This is a genomic window from Brevibacterium sp. BDJS002, assembly GCF_028201555.1.
Classification (GTDB): Bacteria; Actinomycetota; Actinomycetes; order Actinomycetales; family Brevibacteriaceae; genus Brevibacterium; species Brevibacterium aurantiacum.
Window position 1 is genome coordinate 4,118,254 of record NZ_CP116392.1, and the last position, 21,674, is coordinate 4,139,927.

The window sequence follows — 21,674 nt, forward strand, 5'->3', positions numbered from 1 at the left end:
AGACTGCTGACCTCAGTCCTGGAGCCGGGTTGTGCCGTCGATCCCACCCGAGGTGTTGAGCTGCTTGGCATAGCAGTAGTCGGCTCCCAGTCCGTGTGACGAACACCAGGACAGCGCCTCCTCGGGGTCGTCGTATCCGATTCCCACAACGGTGACCCAGAAGTTGTCTTCTTTGAAGCTGGCGAAGTCGCCAGACCACACCAGCTGCACGCGGGGATACTCTTCCCGCAGCTCTTGGTGTTCGGCGAGAATGTCCTTTTCCTTCCAGACTTTCCCCTCGGCCTCCAGGTCCAGCTTCTTCGAGCTCAGCTGCGGCACCCACTTCCCGTTGAGGTCGGCTTTGACGCTGGGTCTGTCACCTTCGATCAGCTGATCGAGAGCCTTCGCGGGGTCATTCGACAGTGATGGTGACTCCGAGGGTTCGGGACTCTCTGAGGGACCCTGACTCGACGAGGCCTCACCTCCCGGGGTCTTCGCATCCGATGAGGCCGGTGCCGCAACCGTGTCACCGTCGGAGTCATTGCCGAACAGAGTCGCTGCGCCCCACCCGATTCCGAGGGCGACGACCACGATGAGAACTACGCCCAGCGCGATGAGCCCCTTCCGACTGCGCGGCTTCCCTGTCTGTGCGGCGGCATAGGGCCCCTGGCCATACTGGGCATTGGGGTTCTGCACCGGCGCCTGCGGTTGCTGCGGGTACTGCTGTTGCTGCGGGGGCTGTTGATATTGGTCTTGCGGGGCCTGCGCCGAAACGGATTCACTCTGTGGGCGCTTCGGCCTGGGGTATGGGGTCGCGGGAGGAGGCACGGGAGTCGCGGCAGGGCCATTACCCCAACCATTTCCGGCATGCTCGTTCGGCTGACCCCAGCCGTTGTCTGACGGCTGTTCTGGCTGCCCCCAGCCGGTATTAGCCTGTTGGTTCCACCCTGAATCCGACTGCTGATTCCACCCTGTATTTGGCTGCTGCTGCGGAGGATTCGAGCCGTGTCCTTGGTGCCCGTTGCCGTTCCACTCAGGTCGCGGCCACTCCCGGGCGGAGGGGGATTCTCACTCATCAGCGACTCTCGATCTTTCTTTGCGAAATAAGTCAATTTAGACAACTTCGATGGTGCCACAATCCTAATATAGGATTGCCACTACAAAATGAATATAAAGTCGCACATTGACTTATATCCATCTACAGACCCCTCGCCTGCACCGCTGCAGACCCACCCGGATGAAGGACCTGACATGAGCGACTCATCTCACGACGCCAAAGACAACGGAGCCGCGGAAGAGTCGAGCAGCCCTCCCGCTACGGAGCCGAAGAGCACGGAGAATTCGCCCGTCCCGAAGAAGCCCGAATCCTCTCCCGCGGCCGGGTCAGACGCGGACGCTTCTGCCACTGGCTCCGAACCTACTGTTGCCTCCGGATCTACGGCCGGTTCGAAAAGTGACGACCTTGATTCCACAGCGCGATTCGCACCCGGATGGAACCAGAACAACCAGCAGCAGTCCCACCTCTATGGCTCAGAACCGCAGGCCGGATCACCACAGCCGAGGACGGGTTCGCCCCACCCGAACTCGTACTACTCTCACTCGGGCAGTCAGCCGAATGGGTATCAGGGAAACCAGCCAGGTGGATACCCCGGCAGCCAGCCAGGTGGATACCCGGGAAACCAGCCAGGTGGGCACATGGGCAGTCAGCCCGGCGGCCACCTCGGCGGTCGCCCTCAGGGAGTTCCCTATCCGCAGCCTCCCCAGTACCCGCAGTCCCAGATGTCTCCGTCTGCGGCGAAGTACCTGTCGGCATTCGGACAGGGGGCCACATGGCGCAGCGCCCTGATCCCGCCGGGGCTGGCGCTGCTCGCCGGAATCATTGTCTCGATCATCGTCTCGGCGCTGCTCACCTCGATGAGCGATTTCACCGCTCTCGCTGAAGAGATCGGCTTCAACACCGACGGAATCAGCTATGCGCTGCCCTTCGTCCTGCTGGCAATGTCCCTATTCGGTTCGGCTGTCTTCCGCTTCAGCGTGCAGGCAGGAGACATGGGGCAGGCGTCGGGCAGCTTCTTCGCCTCGGGAGCACCGCTGCTCATCACCATCATCGTCATCGGTGTGCTGTGGTGGTTCACGAAGCGCAGCGAGTTGAAGTCACCGTCACCCAATCGCGGAGTCACCTGGATCCGCATCGGGATCACGACCTTGTCCATGGCTCTCGTCCTGCTTCTTCTCCAACTGATCTTTGCGGCGCGCTTCTCCATCACGGAAAGCGGCGGCATGATCGATCTCGAATTCTCCGCCGTGACCGTCCGTTCCTTCTTCCTGCCGCTGCTCGCCGTCTTCATCACCAGCATCTGTGCAAGGATCGCCGGGCACTTCAAGGGCAGCGAGGCCATCGGCGCCCCCTTCCTACGGTGGCTCGTCCCGCCGATTCTCGTGACGTGGACCCACCTCATCGTGGCCACACTCGCCCTGTCAGTCGTCGCAATCTTCATCATTCCGCTGTCCTTCGACATGCCCTGGCAGACGATCCCAGCGCTCTTCATCAACGTGGGCCTGATCCTCACCCTGCTTGTCCACCTCGGCGGAGTCAGCGCCTCGGCCCAGGGCGACATGATGGGTTACGACTCCGGCGGGTTCTCGGAATCACTGACTATCTTCAGCCGTGAGGCACCCGGGCAGCTGTGGATCGGACTGCTTGCGGTCGTCGCAGCCATTCTCGTCGCAACTCTTGTCGCCACCGTGACTCGCCGTCCCTATTGGACGATCCCCGGCGAGGACAAGCAGCAATGGGCCACCGCGTGGAAGATTCCCTTGGCGTTCTGTGCCATCTGGGGACTGCTTTCCGTCCTGGCGGTCCCCCTCCGCATCCACCTCGAGGGATCTGCCGCAGCTGCCTCGATGTTCGATGGGTTCGGCACCGCCCGCGCTGGCGTCGGCCCTCTGGCCTGGTCGTTCCTCCTCTTCGCCCTCTGGGGCGTTGTCATCGAGGTTCTGTCGAGGACCCTCGGCCCGCGGCTTGTCCTGACCATTCCAGCCATCGCGAAATTCTTCGCTGGACGGGCCGTCCACCCGCACTGGGGCCAGGCTCTGGGCATGAGCGAACCGCGCCATCCCCTCATCCATCCAGATGCCGTCGCTGGACGTGGCCCCGGAGTCGGTATGACAGCTGCCGGCGCTGGCGCTGCTGCTGGTGCAGCTGGTGCCGGTGCAGCAGGTGCGGCGTTTGGCGCTCAGCCAGGACCGTCTGCCCCAACCCCGGGTTCAGCCGCGACTCCCGGAACAGATTCTGCGGGCTATGCAAATGTCCCGCAATCTGGCGCCCCGACTCATGCAGATCCCGGCTCTTACCCGAGCTCAGGCGCCACCTATCCGATGCCTGCTCACCCAGGCGGCTCCCCGAACGGCGCCTATGCCGTGGCTGGCTCGCCCCCACCTCCCGGAACAGCACCGGCCCAACCCTTCAACAAGAAGAAGGCCACTCTGGTCGGCGTAATCAGCGGCTCGGCGGTTCTCGCGATCATCGCGGCACTCATCGTCGTCACGCAAGTCAACGGGAACACGTTCAGCCCCGAAGCCGCCGTTGAGAAGTACTTCTCCGAACTCTCCGATGGCGACGCCGAGGGAGCCTTGAAGATGGCCGACGTCGACGTACCCTCCGAGCAGAGGCAGCTGCTGACGAATGACGTCCTGAGTGCCGCAAAGGCCCTGCCGAAGGACGTCACCGTCGAAGATGCCGAAATCAACGGAAACTCGGCGACAGTGACCGCGACCTACGACGTAGGAGGAAGTAAGGGCACGACGAACTTCTCGCTGCACAAGGCGGGCAAGAAGGCTCTGTTCTTCGACGACTGGAGGCTGCAGGCGCCCGAGCTCTTCTACCTCTCCGTCGAGACTCCCGGACTGAACAAGGTCAAGATCAACGGCATCGATATCGAGACCAGCCAATCTGGCCTCGCGCTTCCGGCTTTCCCGGGAATGTACACCATCGGACTGTCGGAAGAGACCGACCTGGTTTCTGCAGACGAGATCGAGACACGAGCGTTCTTCGCCGAGGAAGGCGACTCGGAAGGGTACGAGCCGGCGCTGCTCGCGGCCCAGCCCACCGACGCATTCCGCACTGAAGTGAACAAGCAGGTCAAGACCCTCATCGACAGCTGTGCCAAGAAGACCGTCGCCCAACCCGACGGCTGCCCGTTCGGCTCCTACAGCGCCGAAAGCTACGACGCGACGAACCTCAAATGGTCAATCTCCTCGTATCCGACGGCCACCGTGGGCGATCCATCGGGCGAAGGCTATTTCGACCCTGAAGAATCCACTGGCCCCAACGGCGGCCCAGCCTGGCCGATCTCGACAGAGTCGACCGGCGAAGCGTTCCTCACCGGAAAATATGACTCGTACTTCGACGAATCGGAGACCTTCGATGACACCGTGACATTCTCGGTCGACGGCACCGCGGAGATCGTCGACGGCAAGGTCGTCATCAACATCGAAGGCGACCCGTACGGGTTCTGATCAGGCGCTGTGCCTGTGCAATAGGTCAAGGCCCTCTGCAACGTACCGTTCGCGATCAGCAGTGGGCACCATGGCACCGCCCGTCACCCACACCAGATGAGTGGCATTGTCCTGCCCATCAGCACTCCACCCTTCACCTTGACCATCACCGAGGTGGTCCATCGTTCGCCACGGAACGGTCAGTCCTGCGGTCGCCGAAGGCTCGACATCGAGTCCTTCGGACTGGTGGAGCACACCGACGCCGGCCTTGATGACCTCGTCGCTGACCGTGGCGAATCCGGTGATCAGGGGGCTGATCACCGGACCGATGAAGCGGGAAGGCCGCGCCACGGCTAGACCATCGGCTGCGGTGCTTCCGCTCAGCCCGATGTCCTGGACCGAGATCTCGCTGTGCAGGCCGGTCCTCACTCCGAGGAACATTGCGGGTGCTTGGCTGGGCTCCACGAAGATGCAGTGCACATCGTCGCCGAAGACCCGCTTCAGGCCATAGGTCACTCCGCCTGGTCCGCCGCCGATCCCGCAGGGCAGGTAGACGACGAGAGGGTGATCGGCGTCGACGATCACTTGCGCATTCTCAAGTTGGTCTTTGAGACGCAGAGCCGCCACCGCGTACCCGGCGAAGAGACTACGCGAGTCTTCGTCATCGACGAAGTGAGTGCGTGGAGCGCCGGCGGCGGATGCTCGACCGGCTGACACTGCTGCCACAAAGTCCCCGGCATGTTCGATAACGTCGACACCGTGGCTGCGCAGAAGTTCCTTCTTCCACTCGCGGGCGTCGGCCGACATGTGCACCGAGGCCGCGAAGCCGAAGGCGGCGCTGAGAATGCCGATGGACAGTCCCAGATTCCCGGTGGATCCGACGACGATCCGGTGAGTTGCGGCGTGCGCACGAAATTCTTCGGAGCTGTAGGTGGAGGGTTGGTTCGGGTCCAGTCCACGCTCGGCGGCGACCGCCTCGGCGTATTCGAGGACCTCGTGGAAACCTCCACGGGCCTTGATCGATCCGCTGATCGCAAGGGCATCATCGCGCTTGAGCCACAGCCTGCCGGGCAGCACGGCGCCGAGGCGGTTGTTGAGATCTCTTTGTACGACATCCGCTGGGACGAGGGGTGACTCAATGAGTCCGCCAGCAGCCGCGGTCTCTGGGAACGTGTCGGCGAACCACGGGGCGAAGCGGTCGAAACGCTGTGCGGCCCGGTCCATGAGGTCGGGGTCCACCCCGGCCTGGCGATCCACACCGGCTTCGAGGTCCCCACTGGCCGACCGATCCACATTGGCGTCGAAATTCGCGGCCATACTCTGAAGCACCTCGGCTGCGGGGTCGAGATCACTGCGCATCCAGGTAGTCGGTTCGCCGGATGCCAGGGACCGGACGACCGGATCGGCAGCATCGAATTCAATCTCAGGCTGTGATTGAGAGGTCATGGGAACAGACTCCGATTCTGCGCGGTGCCGAAGGACTCAACGAATTGATCCTATCTGTGGCCTCAACCCGGGGCTGACCACTCCCCTGGCGCGCACCAGAGCTTCAACGAGCAGCGCTCTGGCGACCCTCGGAATCTCCGTCGCACAATTTGGACAGGCTACCCTTACCAACTTAACGTAGACTTGTGCATGAACGTTGCACCACATCGCTTGCAGAGAGCTTCTCCCCGCAAGCGGCCGCCACGAGTTCCCCGGCACGACGAGGAACGAAGGAGCATCTGTGCCACAAGCACCCATCACCGCCTTCGAGGCCACCGTCATCGGCATCGAAGATCTCAGTCCCGTATTCCGCCGCGTCACCTTCGGCGGCGAGGGCCTCAAGGACTTCGGATGCAGCGGCCACCCGCGTGACCTGCGGTTCAAACTCATCATCCCCTCGGCCGGAGCGCCGAAGCCTGAGTTCGACCTCATCCGCTTCCTCGATGAGCAGGACCCCGATTCTGGTGTTTCTTGGTATCAGGCATGGTTGCAGCTCGATCCGGGTGTACGCGGTGAAATGCGCACCTACACGGTTCGTGAATGGCGCGAGGACGCCTGCGAGCTCGTCGTCGACATGGTCCTCCACACCGATGATCAGGGCCACTCGGGTCCCGCTGCCGCCTGGGCACAGAACGCCGAGGTCGGTCACAGTCTGCACATCATCGGCCCGTCTCGCCGTGCCGAAGGGCCTACTGCCGGGATCGAGTTCGCGCCGGCAGATGCCGACACCATCCTCCTCGCCGGCGATGAGACCGCGGTGCCCGCGATCGCCTCGATCCTTGAGTCGCTCAAGGGCGCCGAGGTGCAGGGAAAGGCAATTCTCGAGGTCCCCAGCGCCGAGGATGTTCTTGAGTTGGATGCTCCCGCAGGGTTTGAGATCCAGTGGCTGCCCCGTGATGACGCTGACCATGGTCAACTGCTCGAGCCGGCCGTCCGTGACGCTGTCCGAGTCGAGAGCCGAGTACTCGCCAAGGTGGGTGCGGGCACCGCGGGGACGACGCCCGTTGAGCTCGACGACGTCAACATCGACGAACAGATCCTGTGGGACGTCCCGACTGCACTGACGCAGGCTGCTCAGGGCAGCTCGAGTGGCACCGATAAACATACCCGCCCGTTCTATGCCTGGATCGCTGGCGAGGCCGGACCCGTCAAACGCCTGCGTCGCTATCTTGTCCAGGAGGTCGGAGTCGATCGTCATCAGATCGCCTTCATGGGCTACTGGCGTCAGGGCAAGGCCGAGGGCTGATCAGCTGCGCCCTGTTCACTTCGAGGACGATCCGCTATGTCCACGCCCTCAGCGATCCGGGGTATCCCCAACAGGATGTCATCGACGGTGCGATCTCTGCCCTTCGTGAACTTGCAAGCGACGACGCCGTCGCTCGGGACTGAAGCAAGGAACGGTGATGCAGGCGCATACAAATGCTGTTGCGCGATGATGTCGCCACGAGGCCGCACTCTCAATCGTCGAAGAGTGTGTCGATGACTTCTTGAGCCACGAACCTCGCATGCAATATCGGCCGCCTCGCCGGATCAATCGATGCCGGAGGTACCCACGCGGGTCTCCCGTCTTTGAGCATCACTGTCTCCCAGTCCGATCTGTCCAGAAGGTGGTGATGGGCAGAACAACTCAACGTCATATTATTGACATCCGTTCGACCTTCTTGTGCCCACTCAACAATATGGTGGGCATCGCACCATCCCGGCGGTGCATCACATCCCGGGAACGTACATCCTTGATCACGAGCAGTCAGGACCGCGATCTGTTTCGCATTCGCGAACCGATTCTCCGTGACCACCTGCATCGTCTTCGCCTTCTCCGAAATGAGTTCGAAGAACACCGCCCCGTTCAGGCCATTGCGAACCAGTTCACTGATCGGGACCGGATTCTCAGTACCCGTGGTCCCGGTACCGGTTCCGTTCGCCAGATCCTCGGCCTTCGCCGTGACGACTAACGCGTATTGGGCGCCTTGGCCGGTACGAGTCATGTCGATCCTGGAGATGAGAGTCGCGAAGCGTTCGTAAATCCACTCCTGAGCACTCAACCTCTGCCCGGTCATGTCGACGAGGGTTCCGTCTTCTAAGACACCCGACTCGCTCACATCCGATGCGCTGTTGTCGCTGCTGTTGCTGGTGTTGTTTGCGATTTTGGTTCGTGCTGTCAGCAGCCCGTTGAGTTGTCCGCCCGTGACAGGGTCGAGGAGACCCGTGAGTTCCCAGTCACCGTTGTCACGGGCATGCATGGTGACCTTGTACATGGACCGGTCTGTGGCATCGATGGGTTCTTGCCCATCGGGATCAATATGGGCCAGGATCCGAGCAAAGATCGCACGCAGGTCATGAACCCGCACACTTGGTGCCTTCTCCACGAGAGTTGTTTCGGCATAGTCACGATTGGCTTGGGTGGTCCAGGTGGGTAGTTTCTTCAAGCAGTCCTTGATGACCGTGGCCTGATCGGCGGAGAGTCGGCCTTCGTTGAAGGCATCAGCGACCGTGGGAAACAGTGGTGCTTGTGGCTGCCCTGTCAGAGTCACCCGTCCGCCGAGGTTTTTGGCCATGTCGGTGCGGCGGTTGGCTTCGCGGCTGGTGATGTTCAACCTGTCCTGGATGAGTGCCTTCGTTGTTTTAGCACCATAATCAGTCGGTGTTCCCACTCGTTCACACACAGCCAACGCCAGGGTCGACAGGGCTTCGTTGACTCGGTTCAGGGCTTCGAGTCCGTCGATGAGTGTGATCGCGTCATCGGGACCCATCAACCGATCAAAGGTCCGTAGCCCGTCCTTGAGCCCGCTGAGTGCGGTGAGGCTGGTCGTGACTTCGGGAGCAAAACGTGAGAGATCGGTCCATTCCTCGCTCGAGAGCAGCGGGTGAGGACTTGGAGTACTTTCATCGTCGGGCACCGCTTCATGAACGTCGTCGGTCTCGTCATCATCAGCGGATTCCGCACTGTCGACTGCTGCTTCTACGGCCTCGTTCGCCGTATCGGGTTCACCGGTGGGTACGGCGGCAAGTGCTTCGAAGGTTTTGGCGAGGGGGTGGCCGGTGAGGTCGAGGTTGGAGTCTTTGAGCTGGTCGAACAACGTCAGCTCATCATCAGAAGACACATCAGCTGCGTCTGGACCCGTGGCGGCATCACTGGAATCAGAGCGTGGGTCACGCTTTTCCGGGTTTCCTGGGGTGCGGTCGGGGGTGAGAGTCATGGTACTGAAGTCCATTCGCCAACATCGTCGTTGCTCTTCTTTCAATTATACATTTATTTTGATCATTTGCACCCTCTTTTTCGAATCTTGTTCGATCATGATTTGATTCTTGTACCTATTGATGGCTCATAAATCTTGGGATGTTCGCAACGCCCCAGGTCAGAGAGCAGCACGAACACGCTCGCAGACACCCCTTCCCCGACAGCCGGAGTTCCACAAAAATGTGCACACAAAAAAGCCGCGACATTGTGAAACCACAATGTCGCGGCTCTCGAAGCCACACGTCTACTGCCCCGGAGGTCTAACGCCTCAGACGCCGACTATCCCCGGCCACAGCCACCTCAACGCCAGCACGCCAGCCCTGACCCAACCCCTCAGAACGCGCTGAGCATCTTTCCGGGGTTGAGGATCCCCTGGGGGTCCAGGGCATTCTTCACAGCGATCTGGATCCGCTTCGAACCCTCGTCGAGTTCATTGTTCAACCAGTCGCGCTTGAGGAAGCCGACTCCATGCTCACCGGTGATCGTGCCGCCCAGCTCAAGGCCGATGCGCATGATCTCGCCGAAGATCTCCTGCGCCTGCGCGGTCTGCTCCGCATCGCTGGCATCGAAGAACACAGACGGGTGCGTATTGCCGTCGCCGGCATGAGCCACCAGTGCGATCATCAGCCCCGAGGATTCCTGCAGCTCTTTCAACCGGTCGCAGAACTCGGGCATCGCCGTGCGCGGCAGGCACACATCGTCGAGCAGCTGCCCTCCCCCATGACCATTGGCGAACTTCTCATACGCGGGCTGGATCATCCGTCGTGCAGCGATGAGCGCGGCCGAGTCGGTCGGATCGTCGGAGTACGCAACGTCGAGTGCACCGCAGGCTTCGGCTACCTCGGCGAATTGGGCCATGACTGCCTGCGAATCCGCAGGATTCTGGTCGACCTGCATGATGAGCATCGAGCCCGCGTCGCCGTCGAGGCCGAAGTCACCGAATTCGTTGAGCATCTTCAGGCTGGAGGAATCGAGGAATTCCATGAGGCTCGGCACGCCGCCTGCACCCATGAAGTCCGCAACCGTCTGCAGGCCGGAGCGCTCGTCGGGGAAGGTCGCGACCGCGGTGAATGGGTCGGGCAGCTTCGGAATCAGGCGCAGGGTCGCCTCGACGACGATGCCCAACGTGCCTTCGGAGCCGACGAACAGGTGGCGCATGTCGAGTCCGGCCACGCCCTTCGCTGTTTGCGGGCCCAGCTTCGTCAGCGTGCCATCGGCCAGAACAACGGTGAGGCTGCGAACATAATCCCTGGTCACGCCATACTTAACGCAGCACAGGCCGCCCGCATTGGTGGCGATGTTCCCACCGATCGATGACAGCGCGACCGACCCCGGATCGGGCGGGTAGGACAGTCCGAAGGGTGCGAGATGATCCTTGAGGTCCTGGTTGATGATTCCGGGCTGGACGGTGACGAGTCGTTCGGCCTCGTTGACGGACACGACGTCCTTCATCCGCGAGACGTTGAGCAGGATCGCCCCAGGTGAGCCGTTCGCTCCACCCGAGATCCCCGAGCGGGCACCCTGCGGGACGACGGGCACTCCATACTCACTGGCGAAGCGCATGACTTCCTGAACATCGGCCGCCGAGGTGGCCCTGACCAGAGCGATCGCCCCTTCGTGGGGGCAGAACAGCGCCTCGTCACGGGCGTGGGCCTCGATGACGTCGGGATCCGTCGTCAGCGCCCCTTCACCCAACCGCGCCGCCAGCGCTTCGAGTTCGGCCGGTCCCACACTGGTCTGGTTCTGTACTGTCATGACATCCTTCCGAACGGAACTGCCGGGGTGGTCACGACCGCCTCGGCGACTGTCTGCTTGTGACGATCGAGCCCATTCGGCCCTACTTCGTCATCTCCGGATTCACCTTATCCGGCGCGGGAGCGGACTTGAGGATGAGGGTGACGATTCCGGCGGCGACCATGGCGGCGCCGACGACCCACATGCCTGCGTTCTGGGTTCCGGTGAGCTCGGCGAGTCCGCCGGTGATGTAGGGAGCGAAGAATCCGGCGGAGTTGCCCAGCGAATTGATCAGCGCGAGACCTGCCGCGGCTCCGGCACCGGCGAGGAAGGTCTGCGGCAGGGGCCAGAAGGTCGGAAGGGCCGCGCAGATGGCCATGCAGGTGATGGTCACCGCGATCATCGTGGTGAACGGCGAGCTCAGGTACAAGGCAATCGGGATCGTGACGCCGCCGATGAAGAGCGGAATCGCGACGTGCCAGACGCGCTCATTGGTCCTGTCCCCATGCCGGGACCAGAAGTACATAGCGAAGGCACCGAAGACATAGGGAATGGCCGTGATGAAGCCGATCTCGACGATCGAGTATTCGACGCCGAAGGTCTCCTGGAAGCCGGAGATGATGGTCGGCAGGAAGAAGCTCATCGCGTAGAGGCCGTAGACCATGCCGAAGTAGACGAAGGACAGCGCCCACACACGAGGCTGGAGCAGGGAGCGGCGGACCGGGTAGTGGAAAGTCTCGGACTTGCCCTTCTCCTCGGCGTCCATCTTCGACTGCAGCCAGTTCCGCTCCTCAGCCGAGAGCCATTTGGCATCGCGGGGGTGATCGGTGAGGTAGAAGATGCACATGATGCCGAGCAGGACCGCGGGCACGCCCTCGACGATGAACATGAAGCGCCAGCCGGCGAAGTTCTCGAAGATCGAATTGCCGCTCGAGATCAGCCACGAGGACAGTGGGGAGCCGATGACGCTGGACATCGGGATCGCGAGCATGAACAGCGCGGTGGCCCGTGCACGCATTGATGAAGGGAACCAGTAGGTGAGGTAGAGGATGACACCCGGGAAGAATCCCGCCTCGGCGACACCGAGGAGGAACCGCAGGAAGTAGAGCCATCCGTGACTGGGCACGAACGCCATCGCCGCTGCCACAAGGCCCCAGCTGATGAGAATTCTCGCGAGCCAGATCCGAGCGCCGAACTTGTGCAGCGCGAGGTTCGAGGGCACCTCGAGGAGGAGGTAGCCGAAGAAGAAGATGCCGGCCGCGAACCCGAACTGGGTGGCGGTCATCGCGAGGTCTTCGTTCATGCCACCCGGGCCCGCGATGCCGAGATTGGTGCGGTCGAGGTAGTTGATGAAGTACATCGCGATGATGAACGGAATCAACCGCACCGTGACCTTTCTCAGGGTCCGTTTCTCCATCGCGGAGTCACTCGGCGGTTGTTGGCTCACAGGTGGGTTCACCTCGGATGACATGTGATCTCCCTCGATCAGGCTGAAGCCGGGATGACGGCTCTCGGCACACTACTGACACACAGTACGTCAGCTTTTGTTCAGGTTCCTAGAGATCGGCCCCAAAGTACCGAATACCGGGACGCAGACCCGTCAAAAGGCAATCCAAAGACCACCCTCGCCGAGGTGGGGCCGGGGTGAGTGCGCAGTCGTCACGACTGCGGGACCTAGGATTGATCCAGGGCCCACAAGGAGGACACCATGCAGCCGATGACCGAGCTCGACGCCGACCCCCTGCGCGACTATTACCGGAAGTTCGCCCAGTATGAGGCGACCGGTTCCTCTCCGATCTACGCCGCTTGGGCCACGGGTGTGGCCGAGGATGACGAGATCATCGCGCTGCTCCTCGACTTGCCCAAGCCGAAGCGTCAGGCCAACCTTCTCTTCGCAGCTGCCCGCCACCTCGGCGCCGGTGAGGGTGACTACCCAACCTTGCGGACCTGGCTGCTCGAGCATTGGGAGCTGACACGGGATCTCATGCTCGCTCGGTCGACGCAGACGAACGAGGCCGGCAGGTGTGCGGTGCTGCTGCCGGCATTGGCGCGGATCGAGGGGCCCATCTCTCTCATCGAGGCTGGGGCTTCGGCGGGCTTGTGCCTCTTCCCGGATCGCTACAGCTACGGCTTCCGCACCGATGCCGGGACTGTGACCCTTCACCCCGACACCGGCCCCAGCCAAGTCAAACTCGACTGCGCACTGGTCAACGCCGAGGCTCCAGACCGCCTCCCCAAGGTCGCATGGAGGGCCGGGATCGACCTCAATCCACTCGACATCACCGATGCTGACCAGCGGAGATGGCTGCAGTCACTGATCTGGCCCGAACATGATGCCCGACGAGACCGGCTGACCGCTGCGGCAGAGACCGCGGCCGCCGACCCGCCGAGGTTGGTCGCCGGGGATCTGCTCGAGACCATCGAATCCCTCATCGCCGAGGCCCCCGCCGACACTCAGGTCGTGGTCTTCCACAGCGCAGTCCTCGCCTATGTCCCAGCCGCCGAACGCGAGCAGTTCGCCGAGCTCATGGCCTCACGTTCCGACGTTGTGTGGATCAGCAACGAGGGTGCTGGGGTCCTCCCCGAGATCGGCAGCCAGGTGCCCGGTGAACCCGACGGACGATTCGTCCTCGCCGTCGACGGTGAGGCGATCGCTCTGACGGGGCCGCACGGTCAGAGCTACGAAGGACTCTGACCGCCGAGGCGGGCCCGCATTTTGGCGCTGGCCTCGTTGAGTCCGACGATCTCGACGTGCTTGCCGTAGTGCTCGTACTTATCGGTCACGGAGTCCAAGGCTGCGATCGTCGAGGCGTCCCAGAGGTGGGACTGGTGCATGTCGATGACGACGTGATCGGGATCCTCGGCGTAGTCGAACATCGTGTACAGGTCGTTGGAGGAGGCGAAGAACAGCTCGCCGTCGACGGTGTAGCGGGCGCTGGGCTTCCCCTCTGAGTCGACGATCTCGCGGTTGACGCTGACGAAGTGCGCCACCCGATTGGCGAATGCGACCATCGCTACGAGCACCCCGAGGATCACGCCGATCGCCAGGTTGTTCGTCCAGACGGTCGCGATGACGGTGACCAGCATGACCGTGGTCTCCGATTTCGGCATCCGCTTGAGAGTGCTGGGGCGAATGGAGTGCCAGTCGAAGGTTGCCCAGCAGACGAAGATCATGACGGCGACCAGTGCAGCCATGGGGATCAGTGCGACGATGTCGCCGAGGACGACGACGAGGATGAGCAGGAAGACTCCGGCGAAGAACGTCGAGATCCGCGTCCGAGCCCCCGAGGCCTTCACATTGATCATGGTCTGGCCGATCATCGCGCAGCCGCCCATGCCGCCGAAGAAACCGGTGACGATATTGGCCACACCCTGCGCCCAGGACTCACGGGTCTTGTTCGAACGGGTGTCGGTGACATCGTCGACGAGCTTGGCCGTCATCAGGGATTCAAGCAGGCCGACGAGGGCCATCGCCAGCGCGTACGGGGCGATGATCTGCAGCGTCTCGAAGGTCAGCGGCACGTGCGGAATGAAGAGGCTGGGCAGAGACTCGGGCAGCTCACCCTTGTCCCCGACATTCGGCACGTCCCAGGCGAAGGTCACGACGAGAACAGTCAGGACCACGATGGCGACCAGTGGTGCCGGCACGATTGAGGTGAAGCGCGGGAGGACGAAGACGATGATGAGGCCGAGCAGGCACAGGGGGTAGACCAGCCACGGGACGCCGATGAGTTCGGGCACCTGGGCTATGAAGATGAGAATGGCCAGGGCGTTGACGAATCCGACCATGACCTGGCGCGGAATGAAACGCATCAAGCGCGCCACTCCGACCAGCGCCAGAATCACCTGGATCACGCCGGCCAGGATGACTGTGGCGATGAAGTAGTCGGTGCCGTGCGAGGCCACCAGTGGTGCGATGACGAGTGCGACTGCGCCGGTCGCCGCGGAGATCATGGCAGGACGTCCGCCGAGGATCGCCACGGTCACTGCCATCGTGAATGATGCGAAGAGTCCGACCCGCGGATCCACCCCGGCGATGACGGAGAAGGCGATCGCCTCCGGAATGAGCGCCAATCCGACGACGAGGCCGCCGAGAATCTCGGTCTTGAGCCACCCGGGCCGCTTCAGCGTCCGGAGCACACTTTGGCGCTCTTCCGGCGTCGCGGAGTGCTGTGCACTGTCTGGGGGCAGGGTGGTGGACACAGGATTCTCCTACGAACAGGGAGGAATGGGAGACGATGCGGTGAGTGTGAGCCGTCGGCTGCTGGCCGTCGGTAGCGAACTATCGGCTGCGAACTGACGGTTGCCGACCGTCACGAACCTTCACGACACGTCAGAGTTCGAACTCAACCTTAACGTTGCGTTAAAGTTGGTGCAAACCGAATCGTGTGGTGGTTGCCGCGCGGTACGAGCCGCGCAGCTGGGCCGCACGGTGGAACCAGAGCGATACCGCAACTGGATGGCAGAAAGACGTGACGAATCACAGGCGACGAGAGGGCGCGAGGGATGCACATCGGCGAGATGACGGAGAAGTCGGGCCTGTCCTCACGGACGCTGCGCCATTATGAAGACATCGGCCTCATCCCCGCCACCGGCAGAACCGAGGGCGGCTTCCGGGTCTACACCGACAAGGACTTCCGGCGCCTGATGACGATCCGCCGCATGAAGGCCCTGAGCTACTCCACCGCAGAGATGGGCGAACTGCTGGCTCATCTCGACATCCTGGAAGGCGACTTCCCCGATGCGGAGCGGGAGGAGGCTCGGCGCAATCTGCTGGCGCTGCTCGACGACGCCGATGCCAGGCGGGAGAAACTCGCCCGCCAGGTCGAGCGTGCCGACGAATTCCTCGGCATCCTCCGCGACCGCCTCGGCTGAGGTGCGACGATCAGCCGGACACCTCGTCACCCGCTCGCGAAAAGTACAGAGGTAGAGCCCAGACCAGCAACCTTCACGCCCAGCCGACGACCAGCCGGGCCGCCTCGGCGGGGATCATCGGGTCCACCCCGGTCAGGTCGGCGAATCGGCGCAGACGGTTGGCCACGGTATTGCGGTGGCAGAACAGCTCGGCAGCGCTCTCCGCGATGCTGCCCGAGCGCAGATAGGTGTGCACCGCCTCGACGAGACGTTCGCGCTCGGCCGCACCGCAGACGGCGAGCGCCCGCTCGACGTCGGTGACGATGGAGTTCCCGGCGGCGTTCAGTGCCTGTGCGGCCAGTCTGGCCCACCCGCGCTCCCAGGTCATCGCCCCCACCTCATCAGCGGTGAGCAGCTGCGCCAGGTCCCGTGCGGTCAGCGCTGACCTACGCAGGGATCCGATTCCGGGTGCCTTGACCAAGCCCACCCGCGCCTCGTCGAGGCGATGTGCGATCGCCTGCAATCGTGAGCCTGAGAGCTCCGGAGAGCGAGTGAAGGCGATGAGCACATCGCCGAGGTGGTGGGTGAACATGGTCCCGCCCGCGCGCTCGTGTTCGGAGATGAGCACCCGCAGCGCCGAGGTGTCCTCACCGCGTGCGGCCACGACGAGCAGTGGTCCGTCTGGATCGAGGCCCAGCGCCGAGGCGATCGTGGACAGGCGTTCATCCGTGGGGTTGTGATCGTCGAACAGTCCCGCAATGAGTCCCTGCCTCACCGAGGACTCCTCTTCCCGCATCCGCTGCCGCTCTGCCGCGTAGGCCTGCTGGACCTGGGAGACGTATTCGTCGACGGTGGAGAGCACAATCCCGGTGTGGCGGATGACGAGTTCAGCATCATCCTGCGTTGCAACCCTGGTCAGAGCCTCCCACAGGACGTTGAAGTCGTGCCGGATCGCAGTCATCAGGGCCTCCAGAGGAATCCCGGCGCGGGCACGGGAGACCCCGACCTCCGTGGACACCGCCACCGGACCGTCGAAGCCGCCGGCGCGCAGCCCCTCGACGAGCGACTGGAATGAGATGAGTCCTGTCCGCTTCAGCTCCGAGACCGGAATCGGGGCGGGATCGTAGCCGGGCACCCTGACGACTCGGGACATGAAACGGTCGGTGAGCTCCTCGAGATCCAGGGCGTCGAGGAGCTCGATCCAGCGCCGCCGGTCACCCGGCAGGGGCTGATCCTTGAGCTGTCTCTCGTGATGTGGAGGCATCGTCCTAGACTATGTGCAGATGCACAATCAGCGACAGAGATCTCGGGGCAAAAATTGCTCGAAATCGTGCGATATCACTCTGTAGTGTTCTAAGTTACAAGACCCAGCCCTGCCCTCGATGGAGAGACACATGAGTCACAACGACCCCACAGCTGCAGCGGAGTACTCCGCAACGCATGAACTCAGCATCAAGGATGCCAATAAGGTCGCGCTCGGAGCCCTGTTGGGCACCGCGCTCGAATGGTATGACTTCTTCCTCTTCAGTGCCGCTGCGGCCCTTGTCTTCAACGTGCAGTACTTCACCAGCGAGAATGCCACCGCCGCTGCGCTGGCGTCCTTCGCGACCTTCGGCGTCGGGCTCGCCGCACGTCCCATCGGCGGTCTCATCTTCGGCCGCATCGGCGACAAGGTCGGCCGGCGCAAGGTTCTCATGGTCACGATCGTCGGAATCGGCATCGTCACCGGCCTCATCGGTGCCCTGCCGACCTACGCCGCCATCGGCTTCGCAGCGCCGGTGCTGCTCGTGCTCCTGCGCATCCTGCAGGGTCTGTTCGTCGGCGGCGAATGGTCGGGCGCTATGACCCTCGTCGTCGAGAACGCCCCACTTCACCTGCGTGCACGCTACGCCGCGATTCCGCAGATCGGCTCGCCCATCGGCACGATCCTGTCCTCCGGCGGCTTCTTCGTCATGACCCTGATCCTGTCGGCGGACAGCTTCAGCGCCTGGGGCTGGCGCATCCCGTTCCTCGTCGCAATCCCGCTCCTCCTCGTCGCCGTCTATATCCGCAGCCGTCTCGAGGAGTCACCGGTCTTCCGTCAGCTCGAGGAAGCCGACGAGCTCGAGAAGAGCCCCGTGCGCACCACCTTCCGCGACAGCTGGAAGCAGATCATCGTCGGAATGGCGGCGGCTCTCCTCGGCGTCGGCGGCTTCTACCTCGTGACCGCGTTCTGCGTCTGGTACGGCGTCAACGTCCTCGGCTACGACGATTCGCTTCTGCTGTTGGGCAGCATGGTCGCCGCCGCCGTCGAGATCTTCTGCCTCATCTGGGGCGGCGCGCTCGGAACGAAGTACGGGGCCAGCAAGGTCATCCTCTGGGGTGGAATCGCCTCGGCGGTGGTCTCTGTTCCTGCCTTCCTCATGTTCGCATCAGGCAATCCGGTCCTCGTCGTCATCGCGATGACCTTGGCCGTCGGCACGCTGTCGCTGCCCTACGCCGCATCGGGCACCGTGATGACCGGCCTGTTCCCCGCCAGCACCCGCTACACGGGTGTCGCCCTGGCGCAGAACGTCGCCGGCATGCTCTCGGGCTTCATTCCGCTGCTCGCCACCGGGTTCGTCGCTGCGGCGTCCGATCATTGGTGGCCGGCCGCGGCGATGCTGGCCTTCCTGTCGCTGTTCACGGCCTTCGCCGGAGCCATCGCCCCACGTCTGAGCGTCGACCTGCCCGGCTTCAAGCACTGAGCAATGCTCGCCGAGGTGGTCGACCGTGCGTACGGCCGACCACCCGCGCGACAGCGTCGCCTCACCACAAGCACGAACACCACCAGCACCTGCAACTGCACTCACCTTCGTGAAAGGACCCACGCGCATGTCCCGTTCGGCCGGTCACCACATCGTCAACACCCTGGAGAACGCCGGAATCGAGCGGGTCTACGCCGTTCCCGGTGAGTCCTATCTCGACGTCCTCGACGGACTCTACGACTCCTCGATCGAGACCGTCGTGTGCCGCCAGGAGGGCGGTGCCGGGTTCATGGCGCTGTCCGAATCGCGGCTGACCGGCCGCCCCGGAATCGCCATGGTCACCCGTGGTCCGGGTGCTGCGAACGCGATGATCTCCGTGCACACCGCCTACCAGGACGCCACCGCGCTCGTCCTCTTCGTCGGCCTCGTGCCCATCGCCGATCGTGCTCGGGAGTCCTTCCAAGAATTCAGCCTGGCCGAATGGTTCTCCTCGACGGCGAAGAAGGTCATCATCGTCGATGATGAGGATCGCGCCGGTGATCTCACCGCCGAGGCGATGCGCATCGCGGCCTCCGGTCGCGCCGGTCCCGTGGTCGTCGGCCTGCCCGAGGATGTCCTCGTGCGCATGACCGAGGCACCGGACACGAAACCTGCACCGATTGCCGAACCGCAGCCCTCGGACGCGGATCTTCAGTCGCTGACCACACGTATTGCCGCAGCCGCGAAGCCCGCCTTCGTCCTCGGTGGGGACGGCTGGCACGAGGGCCACGGGCACGACCTGCTCGACCTGGCCGCCTCGGCGGGAATTCCGGTCTTCTGCGATTGGCGCGCCTACGATGCCGTTCCCCACACCGGCCCCGCCTGGGCCGGCTGGTTGGGCTATGGCCGCGCCGAGGCGGTGGCGGCCGGTTACGGTGACGCCGACCTGCTCGTGTTCGTCGGTGCCACCCGATCCGATGTCGCCAGCGACGGCTACACGCGCGGCTTCGACGCGGAGACCGTCATCGTCGGCCTCGATCCCGAGGCAACGCAGCATGCCGGGCGCATCGACCAGCAGATCCTGGCCTCCCCACGCAGCTTCGTCACGGCGCTGACCTCGAGCGATGCCGCTGCTCTGCGCGGCGAGCGCACAGATTTGCGGATGACGTCGTGTTCCGATGTGCAGTCCAAGGTCGCCGCACACCGTCCCGACGCCGAGGTGGCCGGCGCCGTCCCTCGCACCGGCGTCGATCTCGGGGTGGCGTTCGGAATCCTCGACGACCGCCTCGGCGGGGAAGCCGTCCTGACGTACGGGGCGGGCAATGCCACGATCTGGGGCCACCGCTTCATCCAACACCGTCGGCCCGCGAGCCTCGTCGGCGCCCGCAACGGTGCGATGGGTCTGGCCGTTCCCGGTGCGGTCGCGGCTTCGCTCGTCTTCCCAGAGCGTCGCGCGGTCGCGGTCTGCGGTGACGGTGACTTCTTCATGAACGGCCAAGAGCTGGCCACGGCCTTCGCCCACGGGGCGAGTCCGCTGGTCATCGTCGTCGACAACGGTGTGTACGGCACGATCGTCCAGCACCAGGTCAACCACTATCCGGGCCGACCCTCGGGCACCCGCATGGTCAATCCCGACTTCGCGACCTGGATGTCCTCGTTCGGCGGGCACGGCGAACGCGTCGAGAAGACCGAGGACTTCGAGGCGGCCCTCGACAGGGCACTGGCCGCTGATGGCCCGGCACTCGTCCATGTCCTCATCGACTCCGAGCTCATGCCCCCGTCCGCTGACGAGATCTCGGCCTGACGATTCCTCGAACTCCCACGACCTTCCCCACGCCTTCGCAAAGGACGAACAATGACGCAGACTCCCCACCCGCCGACACCAGACTCTAAGACACCCAGCTCACTTAATCCAGCTCCCTCACCAGCGACGACGCGGGCTGACCTTGACGACGAATTCCTCGCCGACTGGTCCGTGCACTCTCGTTTCGGAGCCGTCGAGGGCACGAACGGCGTCGACCGGCAGGCGGCGAGCGCGGCCGATGGTGAGCAGCGGAAATGGTTCGCCGAGCTGTTGGAGAAGCACGGGTTCAGCGTTCACCGGGATGCGATCGGCAACCAGTTCGGGCTGCTCGAACTCGTCCCCGGCGCCCCGTATGTCCTCACCGGCTCGCACATGGACTCGCAGCCCACCGCCGGACGATTCGATGGTGCCTACGGGGTCATGTCCTCGGCCCACGCGTGCTTCGCGGTCGCCGATGAGCTGCGTGCGGATCCGTCGAAGGCGAAGTACAACCTCGCCGTCATCAACTGGTTCAACGAAGAGGGCTCACGCTTCAAACCGTCGATGATGGGCAGCAATGTCTTCACCGGCAAGGCCGAACTCGAGGCCGCACTGGCCACGACCGATCCGCATGGTGTCACTGTCGCCGAGGCACTCGATGCGATCGGTGAGCGTGGCGACTTCACCGCGCCGGAGATCGCGGCCTATGCCGAAATCCATGTCCAGCAGGGACGCAGCATGGAGGAGGACGGTGTCACGATCGGCCTCGTCAACGCCACGTGGGCCGCTCACAAGTATGAGTTCCGCGTCACCGGGGAGCAGGCCCACAGCGGTTCGACGCTGATGAGTGACCGCCGCGATGCGCTGCTCGGTGCCGCCCGCCTGGTCGTGGCCGCCCGTGACCTCGTCGACGATTTCGATGCGGGTGCGCTGCACACCGCGTGCGGTGAGCTCAACGTCTACCCGAACTCCCCCGTCGTCGTCGCGAGTGAGGTCGGGCTGCTCCTCGACCTGCGCTCCCCCAGCGCCGAGGTGATCGCCGCCGCCCATGACTCCCTCATGTCCACGGTCGCCCGGGTCCGCGAGGAGGTCGGGGTCGACATCGAGATCGTCGCCGAACACAGCTGGGATCAGAACCCGTACTCCGAGGACGGGGTCGAGCTGGCACGGTCAGCGGCCGAGGACCTGGGACTCACCTCGGCGCGGGTGATGACCGTGGCCGGACACGACTCGACGAACATGAAGGACACCGTGCCCGCGGTCATGCTCTTCGTGCCCAGCGTCGGCGGGGTCTCCCACAGCCTGCAGGAATTCACGAAGGACGAGGACCTCGTCTCCGGACTCCATCACCTCACCGAGGTGGTGCGACGGCTGGCGGCCGGCGCGCTGGGGTGAGCGC

General features: G+C 63.6%; 14 protein-coding genes. 7 read left to right on the forward strand and 7 right to left on the reverse strand.

Annotation, left to right across the window (positions count from 1 at the left end; genetic code table 11):
* Window positions 1-12: 12 nt before the first annotated feature.
* Entirely contained in the window at window positions 13-675 is a 663-nt protein-coding gene (locus tag PGC08_RS18970; RefSeq protein WP_240513655.1) for a hypothetical protein, read from the reverse strand.
* Window positions 676-1,230: 555 nt separating this feature from the next.
* Between PGC08_RS18970 and PGC08_RS18975 the strand changes: the two genes are divergently transcribed.
* On the forward strand, window positions 1,231-4,497 hold the full coding sequence (locus PGC08_RS18975; protein WP_271709172.1) for a hypothetical protein: 3,267 nt from the start codon (window positions 1,231-1,233) through the stop codon (window positions 4,495-4,497).
* Here PGC08_RS18975 and PGC08_RS18980 read toward each other — a convergent pair whose 3' ends face one another.
* On the reverse strand, window positions 4,498-5,922 hold the full coding sequence (locus PGC08_RS18980) for a D-serine ammonia-lyase (RefSeq protein ID WP_096146133.1): 1,425 nt from the start codon (window positions 5,920-5,922) through the stop codon (window positions 4,498-4,500).
* Window positions 5,923-6,202: 280 nt separating this feature from the next.
* On the opposite strand from PGC08_RS18980, the gene PGC08_RS18985 reads away from it, so the two are divergent.
* Complete coding sequence (locus PGC08_RS18985; protein ID WP_069601152.1) at window positions 6,203-7,207, forward strand: siderophore-interacting protein; 1,005 nt, start codon at window positions 6,203-6,205, stop codon at window positions 7,205-7,207.
* A gap of 211 nt (window positions 7,208-7,418) precedes the next feature.
* Here PGC08_RS18985 and PGC08_RS18990 read toward each other — a convergent pair whose 3' ends face one another.
* The 3 genes from PGC08_RS18990 to PGC08_RS19000 all read right to left on the reverse strand — a co-directional run bounded on the left by PGC08_RS18990 (window position 7,419) and on the right by PGC08_RS19000 (window position 12,404).
* The gene (locus tag PGC08_RS18990) at window positions 7,419-9,158 is read right to left on the reverse strand and encodes an HNH endonuclease signature motif containing protein (RefSeq protein ID WP_271709173.1); all 1,740 of its coding nucleotides are present in this window, start codon (window positions 9,156-9,158) and stop codon (window positions 7,419-7,421) included.
* A 374-nt stretch (window positions 9,159-9,532) separates the two neighbouring features.
* Window positions 9,533-10,954, reverse strand: coding sequence for an FAD-binding oxidoreductase (locus PGC08_RS18995; protein WP_096168425.1), 1,422 nt, complete (start codon window positions 10,952-10,954; stop codon window positions 9,533-9,535).
* 82 nt (window positions 10,955-11,036) lie between these two features.
* Entirely contained in the window at window positions 11,037-12,404 is a 1,368-nt protein-coding gene (locus PGC08_RS19000; RefSeq protein WP_226823915.1) for an MFS transporter, read from the reverse strand.
* A 237-nt stretch (window positions 12,405-12,641) separates the two neighbouring features.
* Between PGC08_RS19000 and PGC08_RS19005 the strand changes: the two genes are divergently transcribed.
* On the forward strand, window positions 12,642-13,628 hold the full coding sequence (locus PGC08_RS19005) for a DUF2332 domain-containing protein (protein ID WP_096157804.1): 987 nt from the start codon (window positions 12,642-12,644) through the stop codon (window positions 13,626-13,628).
* Here the strand turns inward: PGC08_RS19005 and PGC08_RS19010 are convergent.
* Window positions 13,613-15,136 carry a SulP family inorganic anion transporter gene (locus PGC08_RS19010; RefSeq protein ID WP_371860676.1) on the reverse strand — a complete coding sequence of 508 codons (1,524 nt, stop codon included), beginning with the start codon at window positions 15,134-15,136 and terminating at the stop codon, window positions 13,613-13,615. The two genes, PGC08_RS19005 and PGC08_RS19010, sit on opposite strands and share 16 nt — an antisense overlap.
* A gap of 303 nt (window positions 15,137-15,439) precedes the next feature.
* On the opposite strand from PGC08_RS19010, the gene PGC08_RS19015 reads away from it, so the two are divergent.
* Entirely contained in the window at window positions 15,440-15,808 is a 369-nt protein-coding gene (locus tag PGC08_RS19015; RefSeq protein ID WP_271709174.1) for a MerR family transcriptional regulator, read from the forward strand.
* A 73-nt stretch (window positions 15,809-15,881) separates the two neighbouring features.
* On the opposite strand, the gene PGC08_RS19020 is transcribed toward PGC08_RS19015, so the two are convergent.
* Window positions 15,882-17,051 carry a PucR family transcriptional regulator gene (locus PGC08_RS19020; protein ID WP_271709175.1) on the reverse strand — a complete coding sequence of 390 codons (1,170 nt, stop codon included), beginning with the start codon at window positions 17,049-17,051 and terminating at the stop codon, window positions 15,882-15,884.
* A gap of 130 nt (window positions 17,052-17,181) precedes the next feature.
* On the opposite strand from PGC08_RS19020, the gene PGC08_RS19025 reads away from it, so the two are divergent.
* From PGC08_RS19025 to PGC08_RS19035, 3 genes are all read left to right on the forward strand, one after another.
* Entirely contained in the window at window positions 17,182-18,513 is a 1,332-nt protein-coding gene (locus PGC08_RS19025; protein WP_009882825.1) for an MFS transporter, read from the forward strand.
* A gap of 127 nt (window positions 18,514-18,640) precedes the next feature.
* A complete protein-coding gene (locus PGC08_RS19030) occupies window positions 18,641-20,296 on the forward strand; it encodes a thiamine pyrophosphate-dependent enzyme (RefSeq protein ID WP_271709176.1) in 1,656 nt (551 codons plus the stop codon).
* A gap of 51 nt (window positions 20,297-20,347) precedes the next feature.
* Window positions 20,348-21,670 (forward strand): M20 family metallo-hydrolase, encoded by a 1,323-nt coding sequence (locus tag PGC08_RS19035; RefSeq protein WP_271709177.1) that lies wholly within the window; start codon window positions 20,348-20,350, stop codon window positions 21,668-21,670.
* The last annotated feature ends 4 nt before the right edge of the window (window positions 21,671-21,674 follow it).

Bases quoted from the DNA above. Each gene is read 5' to 3' on its own strand.
- PGC08_RS18980 (WP_096146133.1), bottom strand. From the start codon at position 5,922: ATGACCTCTCAATCACAGCCTGAGATTGAATTCGATGCTGCCGATCCG.
- PGC08_RS18995 (WP_096168425.1), bottom strand. From the start codon at position 10,954: ATGACAGTACAGAACCAGACCAGTGTGGGACCGGCCGAACTCGAAGCG.
- PGC08_RS19020 (WP_271709175.1), bottom strand. From the start codon at position 17,051: ATGCCTCCACATCACGAGAGACAGCTCAAGGATCAGCCCCTGCCGGGT.
- PGC08_RS19030 (WP_271709176.1), top strand. From the start codon at position 18,641: ATGTCCCGTTCGGCCGGTCACCACATCGTCAACACCCTGGAGAACGCC.
- PGC08_RS18990 (WP_271709173.1), bottom strand. From the start codon at position 9,158: ATGACTCTCACCCCCGACCGCACCCCAGGAAACCCGGAAAAGCGTGAC.
- PGC08_RS19025 (WP_009882825.1), top strand. From the start codon at position 17,182: ATGAGTCACAACGACCCCACAGCTGCAGCGGAGTACTCCGCAACGCAT.
- PGC08_RS19005 (WP_096157804.1), top strand. From the start codon at position 12,642: ATGCAGCCGATGACCGAGCTCGACGCCGACCCCCTGCGCGACTATTAC.
- PGC08_RS19000 (WP_226823915.1), bottom strand. From the start codon at position 12,404: ATGTCATCCGAGGTGAACCCACCTGTGAGCCAACAACCGCCGAGTGAC.
- PGC08_RS19035 (WP_271709177.1), top strand. From the start codon at position 20,348: ATGACGCAGACTCCCCACCCGCCGACACCAGACTCTAAGACACCCAGC.
- PGC08_RS18975 (WP_271709172.1), top strand. From the start codon at position 1,231: ATGAGCGACTCATCTCACGACGCCAAAGACAACGGAGCCGCGGAAGAG.
- PGC08_RS19015 (WP_271709174.1), top strand. From the start codon at position 15,440: ATGCACATCGGCGAGATGACGGAGAAGTCGGGCCTGTCCTCACGGACG.